We start from the raw sequence: 15,967 nt of genomic DNA on the forward strand, positions 1-15,967 counted from the left end.
TTAATTATTTGTCTACTATTTATATGATTGATTATATAAAGAAAAATTTTTATAAACCTGTAAAACAATAATGGCCTGGCGGTTAAAAACCACCAAGCCAGGCCGCCTGTTATACTATTATTATATCAAAACATCTGTTCTACCGGTAGACATATCCTTCCAGCACATTACTGCCGTAAATCCGCTCATAAAGGCCGCTGACATAATAACCTAACACCATGTCCCATAGAGAAAACTGCTGTCTGCCGGTTATTACCGGCTCCCCTTCTATACCTCCCAGGCTGGCAGCTGTGTCTATGGCATCCTTGTAATTTCCCAGCTGGTCTATGAGACCCAGATCTAAAGCTTCGGTTCCTATATAGGTCCAGCCGGTAGCCAGCTGCCTGACCTCCTCTGTCTCCATGCCCCTGCTTTCTGCCACATCCTGTATAAACTGGTTATAAATTTGTTTGGTCTGCTGTTCTAAAAGCTGTTTCTCCTCTGCAGTCATATCCCTGCTGGAACTGCCGATATCCTTATACTTTCCCTGCTTGATAGTGGTATATTCTACCCCCAGCTTATCATAGAGCCCTTCCAGGTTGGCTACCTGCAGAATCACTCCGATACTTCCCACCGACGAAGAACGGTTAGCCACAATATGGTCGGCTGCGCAGGCAATGTAATAAGCGCCAGAAGCGCAGGTATCGGCAACCGATACTACTACCGGCTTGGAAGCCCGCTTTATTTCTTCATAGATTTCCTGGGAAGCGGCGGGGCTGCCCCCGGGACTGTTGATCCTTAACAGTATAGCCCTGATAGCCCTGTCTCTCTCCGCTGCCTCCAGCTGGGATATTATCTGTTCGGGAGTAGTGGTCTGCCCGCTTAGCAGGCTGGCCTGGGAGGTAGCGGATATAACCCCGTCTATCCTGATCTGGTATATATTTGCCCCTCCGCTATAGCCTGATGAAAAACTTGAAGACAATAATCCCAGGATAAAGCAGCCGCCACAAAAAAGAAACAGAACCAGAAGACTGCCAATAACTATGCCCGCTATTTTACCTGTACTCATCTTTGCCATAATATTTTAATCCCTATCAAATTAAATTTATTTTAACAAATTATCTAATAATTATCTTCTCCGGCTAAAACTTCCCTGCTGGAAGTTTCTTTAACCCCTGCACTGCCTAAATATTGCCCCCGGTAATCAATAGTACATACTGCCATTAAAATCTATGCTGGTCCGGATTAGGTTAAAGCCCTCAAATTCCAGGCCTTCTGCCAACCGGATGTTCCGGTGAAAAAAGGCAACTACCGACGGCCCCGAACCGCTTATGGCAGCAGGAATACCATAATCATCAAGGAGCCGGTTAACCAGCTCCATGGAGCGGGGATAAATGCCTGAACGGTAAGGCTGGTGAATCCTGTCTTTGATAAAAATTGCAGCCCGCTCCAGATCCCCTTTCTTGAGAGCTTCGGTTAACAGGCAGAAATTGGCAATATTGTCAGTAGCATCAGCTACCGGAATTTTTTGCGGTATAAGGTGCCTGGCTTTTTCGGTTACTACCCCGGACCGGGGTACAAACAAAAGAATTTCAAGCTGGGGGCATACAGCAACCTTCTGGTAATGATACCGGCCCTTATCCCGGTAACAAACCACCATCCCTCCCCCCAGAGCTGCTGCCACATTATCAGGATGATGTTCCAGGGCCTGGGCTATATCCAGCCTGCTGCCGGCATCCAGTCCCAGGCGGTATGCCCGGTCCGTTATCATTATTGCCCCCACTATCTCAGCAGCGCTGCTCCCCAACCCTGCACCGGGGATAATATCCTGCTCAAAATCTATTGCCAGCCCCTTCTCCAGACTATGGCCGCATGTTTTGAGGGTATGCTTTATGGCTTTAACCATCAGGCTGCCTTCAACAGCAGCTGGCTGGCCCCGCCTTAAATCTCTCACTTCAAATCCAGCCTTAAAACCAGCAACCCGGTACCGGTTAAAAATGTTTAAAGCTATAGCCGCCCGGTCAAAACCCGGCCCCAGATTGGCAGAGCTGGCGCAGGCCCTAACCGAAAACAGATACTTTTTATTCATTTTTTTTACCTATAAGTAAATCCATAAGCTTATGGCCTTCATCTATATGCATGCCGTATTCGGCAGGCCAAAATTCATCATAGGAAGCGCCGGATTCACCTGTTTTTTCCTGATGGTTATATATCAGGAAAGGAACCGGCTCGGCGGTATGGGTCCGCAAAGCTATGGGTGTGGGATGATCGGGTAAAACCATAATCTTGAAATCTTTCCTGCTTGAATCAAGCCAGCTGTAAATCGGCCCTATCACCCGCTCATCTATTCGTTCTATAGCTTCTATCTTGCCCTGGAAGTCTCCCTGGTGCCCGCATTCATCCGGAGCTTCGATATGTACATATACAAAATCGGTTTTTTTAAGCTGGTCTACGGCTGCCTTGGCCTTGCCTTCAAAATTGGTATGTAAATTGCCGGTGGCTCCCTGAACCTCTACCGGCTCAAGCCCGGCACATATTCCTATTCCCTTAACCAAATCCACCGCAGATATAACTGCGCCCTGCAACCCGTATTTGTCATAAAAAGAATCCAGCCTGGGTTTTGTGCCTTGTCCCCATATCCAGATAGAATTAGCCGGCTTCTTGCCTTCAGACTGCCTGGCCATATTTATAGGATGGCTGCTTAAAAATTCTACACTCTTTTCCATCATGGATAGGACCAGGTCCGCTGACTGGCCCCGGGGCAAATAACCGGTCACTTCCTTTCCCAGTATATCATGGGGAGGAGTGCACTCTATATCCACCGGCCCCTGGTCCCACACTATTATATGCCGGTAGCTAACCCCCGGATAAAGCCTGATGCCGTCGCTTTCCAGCTCTGCAGCCAGGTCAGCTATAAGTTTTCTGGATTCCGCGGTAGTTATTTCTCCTGCGCTGTGATCTATCATCTGCCTTTTAGAATAACTTTCTGCCTGGCCCAATGTAACCAGATTACAGCGGAAAGTAATTTGGTCCTGGCCCAGGTCTATACCCATGCTGGCTGCTTCCAGGGGGGATCTTCCGGTATGGTAAACTAAAGGATCATAGCCCATTACCGAAAGGTTGGCAATATCGCTGCCGGGAGCCTTACCCCGGGGTACCGTCCGAACCATGCCCAGCAGGCTCCTCTTGGCCAGATAATCAATATTAACCTTTCTGGCTGCCTGCAGACAGGTTTTACCCTGCAGCTGCTTTAAGGGATAACCGGCGGCTCCATCCATCAATATGACTGCATATTTCATTATCCACCCTCAATACCCAGCAGCTTTGAAATCTGTTGCTTTATCTGGTCTCTGCTGCAAACCTGTTTATGCCTTATGGGCAGCTGGCCCAGCTGTTTCAAGCTTTCAGGCACAGGTACCCCGGTAACTTCCGACAGTCTGCCAATAAGCTCCAGCTCATCGGCAGCTTCCGCTTTTTCTCCAATAGCTTCAAGCACCGCTGCCGGGAACTTGAAAGGGCTGGCAGTAGATACAATAACATTCTTTCTTCGGTCCCCGCCCCTGGCCATATATTTCAGGCATACATCAAAACCTACTGCAGTATGGGTATCTATAAGGTAACCCAGATTATTATAGGCCCTGGCGATAGCCTGCCTGGTTTCTTCTTCGGTAGCAAAACCGGGATAAAAATCAGAAAGCCCCTCTTTCATCTTTGCGGTTATGGTATAGCTTCCGCTTTTACCCAGGCTGTCCATAAGCCCTGCCACCAGCCTGTAGTCGGCTACGCTTATATGGTAAAGGAGCCTTTCCAGATTACTGGAAACCAGTATGTCCATGGAAGGAGAAGAGGTAAGCATAAGCTTACGGTTACTGTCATAGGTACCGGTATTTATAAAATCATAGAGTACATTATTTATATTGGAAGCACATATGAGCCTGCCTATGGGCACCCCTGACCTTCTGGCATAATAGGCAGCCAGTATATTGCCAAAATTTCCGGTGGGAACACATACATTAAAGTCTTCTTCCGGTCCGATATCACCATTGGTTAGCAGTTTCAGGTAAGAGTAAAGGTAATAAACCACCTGGGGAATAAGCCTGCCGATATTAATGGAATTGGCAGAAGAAAAAGAAAAACCGTTCTGGCAGGCCAGCTTGCTGAATCCAGCATCACTAAAAACCTCTTTTACTCCCCTCTGGGCATCATCAAAATTGCCCTGGATAGCCACCACATGGGTATTGGACCCCTTCTGGGTTATCATCTGCAGCTCCTGGATTCTGCTAACCCCGCTACGGGGATAAAAAACAATGATCCTGGTCCCCGGAACATCTGCAAACCCTTCCAAAGCAGCCTTTCCAGTATCCCCGGAAGTAGCGGTAAGGATAACCATTTCTTCTTTTCTGCCCTGTTTGTCCCGGGCCAGTTTAACCAGGTGGGGCAACACTGAAAGAGCCATATCCTTGAAAGCCAGGGTGGGGCCGTGGAACAGTTCCAGGAAATAATAATCTCCCTTTTTTACCAGTGGGGCAAAATCAGGATGGTCAAATTTTTCATCATAGGCAGCTTCTGTCACCGACTCAATTTCAGCAGTACTGAAATCACTGAAAAAGGCACCCATAACCTCAGCGGCCACCTGGCGGTAATCAAGTTTGGCCAGACGGTTAAGGCTGCCCGTAAACCGGGGAAAGCGGTCAGGCACATACAGGCCCCCGTCTGGAGCAATACCCCTTAGTATGGCCTGGATACAGCTAACCGGCTCTCCGCCCCGGGTACTCCTGTAGCCAATACCCTTTTTCATCAGCTTAGATCCTCTACCCTGATTACATTTAATACCTTATTCACCACATCCAGGTTGGACACCTGGCTTATGGACTTATAAAGGTTTTTGTTTAACACTTCATGGGTAATAAATATAAGCCGGGCGGTATGCTGCTTATCCGACTGCTTCTGTATCATGGATTTAATGCTTACCGAATTATCCCCGAACACCCGGGCGATCTTGGCCAGCACGCCAGGCCTGTCCTCTACATCAACCAGCAGATAAAACTTGCTGATATCATCATCAATAGGCTTTATCTTCTTCTCTTCAAAACAGCTGCAGCCATAAATCGGGCCTTTATTTTCCCGGTCCAGGTTTCGGGCTATCTTTATAATATCCCCCACTACCGAGCTGGCAGTAGGCCTGTCACCAGCGCCTCTTCCATAGCTCATTATCTCCCCCACATAATTGCCGTACACATATACCGCATTATAGGTATCTTCTATGGAGGCCAGTATATGGTTTGCCGGAATCAATGCCGGGTGCACCTTGGCGCTTATCCTGCCCTCTTTTTCTTCACCTATGGCCAGCAGCTTTATCCTGTAGCCCATTTCCTCCGCGTTCCGTATATCATCTATGGTGATGGAAGTAATTCCTTCCCGGTAGACATCATCCATAACTACCCTGGAATTAAAGGCTATTGAAGACAGGATAGCCAGCTTGCAGGCTGCATCGTAACCCTCTATATCCGCAGAGGGATTGGCCTTTTCAGCATAACCCAGGTCCTGGGCCATCTTCAGAGCATCGGCAAAAGACAGGCCCTCCTTCTCCATCCTGGTGAGTATATAATTGGTGGTTCCGTTTACCACCCCCACAATCTTGTGGATATTATTGGAAGCAAGGGAAGATTTCATGGGCCCGATAATAGGTATTCCGCCACCAACACTGGCTTCAAACAGTATATCCACATTAGAGGACTGGGCCATCTCATAAAGTTTCTTTCCCTTATTGGCAATCAAATCCTTGTTGGCGGTTACCACATATTTTCCCCCGCTAAGGGCCTTGGAAACAAAATCATAGGCAGGCACAATGCCCCCTATCAGCTCCACCACGATATCAATACTGTCATCCTGCAGTATATCATTGGCATCGGTGGAAACCTTGACCGAAGATAAGCCGGGGATATCCTTAAGCTTATTTCTGTCCTTTTCTGCTATCCGTACTACATTCAGCCTTTTGCCAATTTTTTTAGCTATATATTCAGCCTGGTTGGTTATCAGTGAATAAACCCCGCTGGCAATGTAGCCAAAACCTATCATTCCTATATTAACCGGCTGCCAATCATTATTTTTCATAAAGCTCCTTATTATGTGCTACCAAATCCTGGTAAGACTGCCTTTCAATCCAGGGCCAGCTCTGGCCGTCTTCTACCGCCACCACCGCACTTTTGGTCTGTCCGTTGTAATTGCTGGCCATAGAATAACAATATGCACCGGTGGCTGTAATTGCAATTAAATCACCTTTATTTATAATTGGCAAATCAATGCCTTCTATCAGTATATCACCGCTCTCGCAGTGTTTGCCCACTATGGTATAGGTAGCGGAAGGAAACCTGTCGTTCATCCGTTCTGCCAGGAAAGCATCATATCTGGCCTGGTAGAGAATGGGCCTTATATTATCCGACATCCCCCCGTCAACCGAGATATAGTTCTTTACATGGGGAATATGCTTAATAGTTCCCGCCTCATACAGGGTAATCCCGGCATTGCCCACTATGGATCTCCCCGGTTCCAGATATATTTTCTTCAATTTTACCCCATGTCTGGCTCCATACCTGCTTACTGCATTATGCACCAAATCGGCAAATTCGCTTATTGCCGGAGGCTTGTCCTGACGGGTGTAGCTTATTCCCAGGCCTCCCCCGATATTTAACTCTGCTATACCGGCACCCATAGTGGTGTTTACAGAATGTATAAACTTAAGCATTACATCTATAAGCTTTTCATAGCTGGATAGATTAAAGATCTGGGATCCGATATGGCTGTGCAATCCTACCAGATTAAGGCTGCCGTACTCCAGAGCCTTCTTAACCGCCTGGCTGGCAATAGACTTATGGATGCCAAAACCAAACTTGGATTCAATTTTTCCGGTCTGAATATATTCATGGGTAGAGGCTTTGATGCCCGGAGTTATCCTTAAGAAGATATCCTGTTTTTTCTGCTGTTTATCGGCCAGACTGGCCAGCTGCTCCAGTTCATCCAGGTTATCTACTACAAACGTCCCCACATTACTTTCCAGCCCGTACTGTATCTCCTGCAAAGATTTGTTATTACCGTGAAAATAAATCCTGGCCGGATCAAAACCGCTTTCCAGAGCTACAAAAAGCTCTCCTCCCGTAGACACATCAATGCTGAGTCCCTGTTCAGCTATAAGCTGGCATATGGCAATACTGCTAAAAGCCTTGGAAGCATAAATAATCTCTGACTCCAAGTCATCAAAATCAAAGCTGGACCTGTACTGAGAACATTGCTCCTTTATAGTAGCCACATCCATAATATAGACAGGGGTGCCATATTTTTCCTGCAGGCTTTTTGCGCTGCAGCCTGCTATATGCAGCATTCCTGTATCATCTACAGTACTGGTTATAGGTAACAACATAAAATACCGCCCTTGTTTAAATTATTACATTTTAGATGGCGCGCTGATGCCCAGCATATCCAGTCCATTTACCAGTACCTGCTTGGTTAAAAGCACCAGTGCCAGCCTCCGGGTATTAATCTTTTCACCCTCCATAATCCGGTAATGGTTATAAAAGTAGTGAAAATCGGAAGCCAGACCATAAAGGTACTGGGTTAGAAAATAAGGGGCATTATTTACGCACCCGTTATATACTTCATCCGGAAAAAATATCAGTTTTTTGGCAATTTCCCTCTCGGTTTCCGAGCTGAAATCAATCATACCGCTGTCTATATCTTCCATTGACAGCTCCCTGCCTACCTTATCCAGTATGCTTTCTATCCTGGCATGGGCATACTGCACATAAAAAACCGGATTCTGATTGGATTTCTGCTTGGCCAGATCTATATCAAAATCCATAGGGGTATCAAATGAATTGGCAGCAAAAAAGTACCTCACCGCATCCCTGCCCACTTCATCTATAAGGTCGGAAAGGGTATAAACCTTGCCCTTGCGCCTGGACATCTTAACCGGTTTTCCGCTCTTAACCAATCTTACCAGCTGCCCGATAATGATATTGAGCTCTGCCTTCTGTAGCCCCAGCGCCCGGGCTGTAGCCTTCAGCCGGTCCACATATCCATGATGATCGGCTCCCAGTATATAGAATAAACGGTCAAACCCGCGTTCCGCCTTGTTCATAAGGTACATGATATCCGAAGCAAAATAGGTGGGCTGCCCTTCCTTCCTCACAATGACCCGGTCCTTTTCATCGCCATAGTCGCTGGACCTGAACCACAATGCGCCCTCGCTGCTGTAAGCCAGATCTTTTTTTTCTAATTTATCTATAACCTTCTCAAAATTTTTGTCCTGGTACAGACTGCTTTCCTTAAACCATACATCAAAATCTACCCCCATGCTGGAAAGAGTATCCCTGATGGCGCCCACCATGGCATCCACCGCCGACTTTTCCAGGTCTTTAATATCTTCCAGAAACCGGCTTCCCTGCTTCTCAATAATGGATTCTACCACCCTGAGTACCGCCTCGCGGGGATAACCATCTTCAGGATAAACACACTCCTGCCCAAAATGGCTGCGGTACAGACTGACTGCACACTGCCCAAATTTCTGTATCTGGGTACCATAATCATTTACATAGTATTCCCTGGTTACCTGGTATCCGTTAGCTGCATAGAGCCGGGCCAGCACATCCCCCAGAACCCCCCACCTGCCGTGGCCGATGTGAAGGTTCCCGGTAGGGTTGGAGCTTACATATTCAATATTTACCTTTACCGAATCTCCCTCCCGGTTTCGTCCATAATCGCCGGTCAGCCTGCCGATATCTGCCAGCCTGGATTTTATAAACTCATCCTTAAGCCTGAAATTTATAAAGCCCGGCTTGACCACCTCCATATTTTCTGCCTGTTCCCATACCGGCTCCAGCTGTTCAATCATCTGATCGGCTATAAGCATCGGGTTTTTTCTTAAAGGTTTGGCCAGCACCATGGCTGCATTGGTAAACAGGTCCCCGAATTTTCTATTCTTGGGAACACCTATGGTTACCGAATCCAGTACCTCTTCGGTGCCTTCAGCTTCCATTTGTCCTATATAACGGGAAAGCCGTGAGGACAAATCCTTTATAATCAATGCTTCTCCTTCCTGGAGCCGATGACCGGACTTGAACCGGTAGCCTGCTCATTACGAATGAGCTGCTCTGCCAATTGAGCTACATCGGCAAATTGTTTAATCTTCAGTGCGGTCTCCGCTGTAAGGTGCTTTGCCTATAATCGTAATCTGGTCCAGGGGAACCGTTTTACGGTTATTATTATCCATCTCTACAATAACCGAGTCCTTCAGGGGCTCATAGCCACAGATGTAGCCTTCCTTCTGTTCCACCATTACCCTGGTTCCCCTCTCGGGAGCATTATCCATAAATTTTTCATAATCTTCATACTCGTATTTAAGGCAGCACATCAGCCTGCCGCAAATACCGGAAATCTTCAAGGGATTAAGGGGCAGGTTCTGGTCCTTGGCCATCTTGATGGATATGGAATCAAAATCGGACAGGAAACTCTTGCAGCAGAGTTTCCTTCCGCAGGGCCCCAGCCCCCCGATTATTTTGGCTTCATCCCTTACCCCGATCTGCCTTAGCTCTATACGCATCTTAAAGGTAGAGGCCAGTTCCTTTACCATATCCCTGAAATCCACCCTCTTCTCCGAGGTAAAATAGAAGATCATCTTGCTTTTATCAAACATCACGTGAACATCCACCAGCTTCATGGGCAGTTTGTACTTGGAGGCCAGCTGCTCAAATTTTTTATTGCCTTCCGCCTCCTTGTTCTTATTTATTTCATCCACGGAAAGATCGTAATGGGTGGCCTTCCTTATAACCTTGGTCAGGGGCTCGGGAAAGCCTTCCTCGTCTATATCCTGGGGAGGGCTGGCTACCTCTCCTATTTCTATGGAATCATCAACATGGCAAATTACTTTATCCCCTACTTCCACACATATGCTGTTGCAGTCATAATAATGTATCCTGCCGTTTTCCCTAAATATTATGCCTATACATGGCTTCATTTGTTATCACCTCTTAATGCCTTTCTCAGGCTTAGAAATATACTGTCCAAAACCAGCTCGCAATTAATGGAGCGGTTCAAATAGTACCGGTTTTCCTCTATGTTTTCCAGTATGCCCAGAATATCATCCACACTGCCACCCATAAGACTGGAATCCAGAAAAGAATAATTTTTCCCATAATGCAGTGCATTGCTGCCGGCACCCAGCATAACTGCCACCATGTCTTCCAGCCAGGCCACTATTATATCAAAAACCTTTTCCATGCCCAACCGGTTAAACCGGGCTGCCTTTCTTTTTATAAGGTTTTTGTCCGGGCTGTCCTGGTCCTGTTCATCTTTCGCCTGCTGTTTTAGCTTTTGCTTAAGCTCCTGAGCTGAACTGTCCAGCATGTCACCTATCTGTTTGCCCAGGCCCAGAATGGTCTTGAGATCCCCCTGTATTATTTTCTTCATACCCGCATGAATAATCTCCTCCAGCTCTTCCACCTGCACCTGTTGGCTGTCTTCATCTGTAAATGACCATTCAAACTGCAGGCACCTGGACTGAATGGTTGCCAGCAGCCTTCCCGGCTGCGGCGACAGGAGGATAAATACGCAGTCCGGTCCCGGAGGATCCTCCAGGGTTTTTAGAAACTTATTGGAGGCTTCATCATTTAATCTCTCTGCCTCCCTGACTATTACCACCTTCTTCTGGCCGTCAAAGGGAGTCAGGCTGCAATAATCCTGTATCTGCTTTATCTTGTCCACGGTAAGTATGTTGCCGTCAGCTTCCACTACCAGCAGATTGGAATGAATGCCCTTTAAGGTATTTCTGCAAACCTGGCAGTGGCCGCAACCACCCTTGCTGCAGTTAATGCTGGCAGCAAAAGCCAGAGCCAGGGGGTAAAGATTGCTGCCGGCCCCCCAGAAAAGGAAGGCGTGGGGCAGTTTGCCCCCTATCATCGAATCCAGCAGCCTTAAGTTAAGCTGGTTTCTGGCCGAACTGTCCAAATAATTTAAATTATCCAACAATTTCATCTAACTTTTCCCTGACCAGTTCGAAAACCTCATCTACGCTCCTGGTTCCGTCTATGACTGTAAAACGGTTCCTGAACTGGACCGCCATCTCCAGATAACCCTCATGTACCTGCTGCTTGAAATCATCTTTCTGTGACTCCAGGCGGTCCTGCCTAGACCCTCTTTCCTTTTTCCTTGCCTCCGAATGGGACATATCCACGGTCAGCAGAAAAGTCAGGTCAGGCACCAGGCCTCCGGTAGCCCACAGGCTCAGCTCCAGTATCTCGTCCGCGCCCAGTCCCCTGGCAAATCCCTGATAGGCCACCGATGAATCAAAAAACCGGTCACACAGCACTATTTTTTTCTCACTTAAAGCCGGCTTTATAACCTGGGATACCAGCTGGGCCCTGGAAGCTAAAAATAAGCATATCTCGGTCTTATCACACATACCGTCATTATCCCGGTCCAGAAGAATCTTGCGGATTTTATCCCCTATAGGAGTGCCTCCGGGCTCAAAAGTAGATACCACCTCAAAACCCCTGGACTGAAGGTATTTTTCGGCCATGTTTATCTGGGTGCTCTTGCCGGAGCCGTCCAGGCCCTCAAATGTTATAAACCAACCCTTGTCTTTATCTTTCATGATGAAAACATTTTAACACGGATAAGAGCTTAAATCACAGAACACCCTATTTTTTAGCCTTGTTTTCAGAGTAAAGCCTGGCCTGGTACATAAAGGCTTCCAGCCTGGTTTCGGTAGTGCCCTGTTCCAGGCCGTCAAATGAAAGGTTAAGCCAGGGTACCTTGTATTTTTCCCTTATCCTTTTGGAAGTAGCAGTAACTATGGTTCCAGGCATGCAGGTAAAAGGCATCACATTTATGATGCCGTCATAACCCTGTTCAATCCAGTTTACCGATTTACCCACGCTCAAGGCCGCTTCCCCGAACCATTTAATAATATAGGGCTCGGCAGCGTCCCAGGTATGGTAAATATCATGATCATCGGTACCCCTTACAAAGCCCTCCACCGGCCGGGCCAGTTTTTTAAGGTAAGAGGCTATTATCCGGTTATTTGCCCGGTTAAGCATATAAAATCGTATGGTCTTAACATAATCGCCCACCAGCGAAGATAAGCCTCCATTGGTCCTGCCTACATTGGCGTTAAGGCCCAGCGACCCCAGAATCTTGTACTTAAGGTCAGCCTGCTTGACCGAATTGTCCAGCCTGCTGGTGGCAGTGGTATGGCTGGGCCATTCAGAAATAGTGGGTATATCCACCTCTCCTCCCAGCTGTTCCACCTTATCTATAATTTCATTATTGCTGTAGGGATGGTTTCTTACATAGATCTCTCCCACTATCCCGATTAAGGGCTTATGCACTTTATCCACCTCTACCGCTTCATACTCTTTTCTAGCTTCATATAATACATCTACCAATTTATTAAACAGCGCTTTATGCTCTTCCTGTTCCAGCAGCATTATAATCTGCTGCAGGTAACGGTCATATATGGCCGATGCCTGGCCGGCATTCTTTTCATATGGCCTTATCTTTCTGGCCATCTTGTCCAGGTTATCCATGGTAAATATCCCCTGCATGGCCCGGCCCAGAAGCCTTAACCCCCGCACATTATCCATATCGTATTCCTCATAGAACCGGGAGCTTTCCGGGGCCCCGGGAGATACTATGGGCACTCCCTTATAACCCTGCTCTGAAATTATTATCCTCTGCAGCTGGTTGTACTGGCCGAATCTGCAGGGCCCGTAGGTTAAGGGCATAAGGAACGCGCATTTATCCGGATCATTGTATTTTAAAGTTTTAAGTATATCCCCGGTAGTGATGATAAAGGGGTAGCACTCCTTGCCCAGGGTATGCCTTCTGCCCAGCTCCAGGGTTTCATCATCAGATATCATTACCTCTGCCTTTATACCCGAGCTTTTAAAAGCTGCTTTTATGGCAAAGGAACCATCGCTCATATAGGGAACATATATGGTACGGGCTTCATTCTGCTTAAACACCACCGGAGCCTGCTCCTGCTCCTGCTTTCTGACATGGTGAAGTTTGCGGTAATTCTTTAAAGAATCAATAAAGGCCTCGCACCTGGTAACCACTCCCGCCCCTCCGGTATGCTCATCTATCTCGATTTTCAAGAAGGGCTTATCCATTTCCCTTTCAAAATACTGCAGTATGAAAGAGTCGGGTCCACAGCCAAAATTAGTCAAATAAGCGGGGTAAAGCCTTTCATCTTCCTTTATAAGCTTGGCCGCACTCATTATCCGGTCCCCGAACTCCCAGTAAAGGTTGGGCCACTGCCCGGACAGGTCCACGGTTTCCAGCGGCAAAAAGTCCAGAGGTATGACCTTTATTCCGCAATCCCTGAGCTTGTTGGGTATATCCATGGAAATGGAGCGGTCACAGCTGTTATAGGATCTGGCAGTTACCACAATAGCCGGCTCATCTTCAGCCAGCTCATCCAGCACCTCGCTGCCCTTCTGCCTTAATTTTTTATAAAAATCGTTCTGGGCCTGATAAGCTATATCCACAGCCCTGCTTATAGTTGCTCTGCCTGCGCCCAGTTTTGATCCCAGCTGCTTAAGCTGCCTGGACTTGGCATAACCTTCAAAACTGAAATTAATTATGGGGTCTAAAATCTCCGCCTGGTCCAGATCGATAGCTGCCTTGGCCACACAGGGTATGCCCTGTACAAAAGGACAGGGGTAGCTGCCGGTCCGGTCTCCCTTTATGGCATGCTCTTTGGCCGGCATATCCCTTATGGTAGGCAAAAACAGGTAATCAACCCCCTTATCCATAAGATTATGCACATGGCCCAGCATTGCTTTCATGGGAAAACAGGTCTCCGCTATAACCGATGACAGGCCTTCTGAAATGATCTGTTTATTGGTTTTATCAGAAAGTACCACCTGTAGACCGAGGCTATCAAAGAAAGCACTCCAGAAGGGATAGAATTCATATGTCAGCATGGTAAAGGGTATGCCCACCTTCTTTGCCCCTTTATGTTCTTTGGGCTCATAGGTGCTTAATAGTATATCTTCCCGGTCCTGGAAATAATCGGGCAGGCCGCTTTTGGCCTGGTTGGGCTGCTCGTACTTTTCACACCTGCCGCCATAGTAAAGGGGTTTTTCTCCTTCAATGGATACCACCTTTATATCGCAATGGTTGGCGCAGCCCTTGCACTCAAAAGATTTCTGTTTGTAGCTTACCTCAGAAATCCGGTCAAATCCCCTGAAGTTGGTGCTGGCCGGAGCATTTTCCATGGCGGCTATAGCCGTACCTATGGCTCCGGTTACCTCATGATGGGGAGGCACTATTATCTTGGTGCCCAGGTATTTCTCAAAAGCCGCTACCACTGCATGGTTAAAAGCTACCGCTCCCTGGAAAAATATCCTGTTTCCTATTTTTTTCCTGGCCACTACCCGGTTTATGTAATTCATTACTATAGAATAAGCCAGCCCGGCCAGGATATTATCCACCCTGGCCCCTTTCTGGTAATGGGAATAGACATTGGTTTCCATAAACACGGTACATCTTTCACCCAGATCCAGGGGGTTTTTTGCCTTAAGGGCCAAGGGAGCAAACTCCTCTATGGCCATATCAAATCGCTCCGACTGTTCTTCCAGAAAAGAACCGGTGCCGGCAGCGCAGACCTTGTTCATTTCAAAATCTACCACCACTCCGTTTTCCAGAGATATGTACTTGGAATCCTGTCCCCCGATCTCAAAAATGGTATCCACGCTGCTGTCAATAGCTGCTGCAGCCGTGGCCTGGGCAGTGATTTCATTTATTACTATATCCGAGCCCACAAAATCACCGATAAGGTATCTTCCCGATCCGGTGGTTCCGGCTCCCTTTACCCTGATTTTATCTCCAATTTTATCCCCTATAATGGAAATACCTTTTCTAACCGCCTCAATGGGCCTTCCCGCAGTTCTCAGGTAGCACTTGGCTATAAGGTTTTTATTGCTGTCTATAGCCACCACATTAGTGCTGATAGACCCTACATCTATGCCTATATAGGCATCAACCTTATCCTCCCCGAACTCATACTCCTGTTCCGAATAGGAAGGAAGCTCTGATTCTTCCAGAGACAGGGGCTCAAAAGTGTCCCTTTCATATTTTAACCCGGCAATATACTGTTCCAATGCCTGCAGGGTCTCTTCTCCTACTTTCTTTCTGGCAGAAGCTGCTGAAAGGGCCGAACCTATGGCTCCCATGGATTCATTATGCCGGGGTACGGTAATTGGTAAATCCAGTACATCGCCAAAGGCTTTAACCATGGCCTGGTTATTGGAAACTCCCCCGCAGAAAATCACCGGGGGCTTGAATTTTTTGCCCTTGACTATACCTGATCTGAAACTTCTGGCCATGGCATAGCAGAGGCCCAGCATAATATCCTCATCCCTGGCCGCTTCCTGCTGCAGGTGTATCATATCCGACTTGGCAAATACGCTGCACCTTCCGGCTATGGTCTCCGGGCTCTCGGACTGCAATGCCACCCGGGCAAATTCTTCAATACCTAAGCCAAATCTTGAGGCCTGCTGGTCCAGAAAAGACCCGGTGCCAGCCGCACACAACTCATTCATGGCATAATCCCCGATAGCCAGATCAATATATTTGGAATCCTGTCCACCTATGTCAACAACTGTAGAAGCCTCAGGCATAAACTGCCTGCAGGCATTCATCAATGCTTCAATCTCGTTTATAAACTGTGCCTTTAGTGCCAGGCTTACCCCTTTGCCTCCCGAACCGGTAAAGGCCAAACCCGAGATATCCTGGTCTGCATATTTTTCCAGCAGCAGGGATAGATCTTTTTGTATAATTTGTAAGGGTTCGCCGTGATGGCGGGTATATTCCAGGACATCAACCACTTCCAAATTGTTATCTACAACAGCGCGGTTTACGCTTACTGAACCAATGTCATAACCGATATATAATTCCATGTCTGCCTTTTTTATATGTTTATTACAGATTT

The 15,967-nt window shown here is 47.3% G+C and carries 11 protein-coding genes and 1 tRNA gene; all 12 read right to left on the minus strand.

Annotated features, from left to right (window positions below; translation table 11 throughout):
* Window positions 1-139: 139 nt before the first annotated feature.
* On the minus strand, window positions 140-1,057 hold the full coding sequence (gene sppA, locus K9H14_01770; protein MCG9478919.1) for a signal peptide peptidase SppA: 918 nt from the start codon (window positions 1,055-1,057) through the stop codon (window positions 140-142).
* Between the two features lie 126 nt (window positions 1,058-1,183).
* Window positions 1,184-2,068 carry a homoserine kinase gene (gene thrB / locus K9H14_01775; GenBank protein MCG9478920.1) on the minus strand — a complete coding sequence of 295 codons (885 nt, stop codon included), beginning with the start codon at window positions 2,066-2,068 and terminating at the stop codon, window positions 1,184-1,186.
* Window positions 2,061-3,278, minus strand: coding sequence for a cofactor-independent phosphoglycerate mutase (locus K9H14_01780; GenBank protein ID MCG9478921.1), 1,218 nt, complete (start codon window positions 3,276-3,278; stop codon window positions 2,061-2,063). Before K9H14_01780 ends, thrB begins: the two co-directional genes overlap by 8 nt.
* Window positions 3,278-4,777, minus strand: coding sequence for a threonine synthase (gene thrC / locus K9H14_01785; protein ID MCG9478922.1), 1,500 nt, complete (start codon window positions 4,775-4,777; stop codon window positions 3,278-3,280). The genes K9H14_01780 and thrC overlap by 1 nt, the downstream gene beginning before the upstream one ends.
* Complete coding sequence (locus K9H14_01790; protein ID MCG9478923.1) at window positions 4,777-6,093, minus strand: homoserine dehydrogenase; 1,317 nt, start codon at window positions 6,091-6,093, stop codon at window positions 4,777-4,779. The genes thrC and K9H14_01790 overlap by 1 nt, the downstream gene beginning before the upstream one ends.
* The gene (gene lysA / locus K9H14_01795) at window positions 6,083-7,396 is read right to left on the minus strand and encodes a diaminopimelate decarboxylase (GenBank protein MCG9478924.1); all 1,314 of its coding nucleotides are present in this window, start codon (window positions 7,394-7,396) and stop codon (window positions 6,083-6,085) included. Before lysA ends, K9H14_01790 begins: the two co-directional genes overlap by 11 nt.
* Window positions 7,397-7,420: 24 nt before the next feature.
* Window positions 7,421-9,058, minus strand: a complete 1,638-nt coding sequence (gene argS / locus K9H14_01800; GenBank protein MCG9478925.1) for an arginine--tRNA ligase — start codon at window positions 9,056-9,058, stop codon at window positions 7,421-7,423.
* A 13-nt stretch (window positions 9,059-9,071) separates the two neighbouring features.
* Window positions 9,072-9,147, minus strand: a tRNA-Thr gene (locus tag K9H14_01805).
* Window positions 9,148-9,154: 7 nt separating this feature from the next.
* Window positions 9,155-9,988 (minus strand): stage 0 sporulation family protein, encoded by an 834-nt coding sequence (locus K9H14_01810; protein MCG9478926.1) that lies wholly within the window; start codon window positions 9,986-9,988, stop codon window positions 9,155-9,157.
* Window positions 9,985-11,004, minus strand: a complete 1,020-nt coding sequence (locus tag K9H14_01815; GenBank protein MCG9478927.1) for a hypothetical protein — start codon at window positions 11,002-11,004, stop codon at window positions 9,985-9,987. The genes K9H14_01810 and K9H14_01815 overlap by 4 nt, the downstream gene beginning before the upstream one ends.
* Window positions 10,988-11,623 carry a dTMP kinase gene (tmk, locus tag K9H14_01820; protein MCG9478928.1) on the minus strand — a complete coding sequence of 212 codons (636 nt, stop codon included), beginning with the start codon at window positions 11,621-11,623 and terminating at the stop codon, window positions 10,988-10,990. Before tmk ends, K9H14_01815 begins: the two co-directional genes overlap by 17 nt.
* A gap of 46 nt (window positions 11,624-11,669) precedes the next feature.
* Window positions 11,670-15,935 carry an acyl-CoA dehydratase activase gene (locus K9H14_01825; protein MCG9478929.1) on the minus strand — a complete coding sequence of 1,422 codons (4,266 nt, stop codon included), beginning with the start codon at window positions 15,933-15,935 and terminating at the stop codon, window positions 11,670-11,672.
* Window positions 15,936-15,967 lie beyond the last annotated feature (32 nt).

This window comes from Actinomycetes bacterium, from assembly GCA_022396035.1.
Classification (GTDB): Bacteria; Actinomycetota; Humimicrobiia; order Humimicrobiales; family Humimicrobiaceae; genus Halolacustris.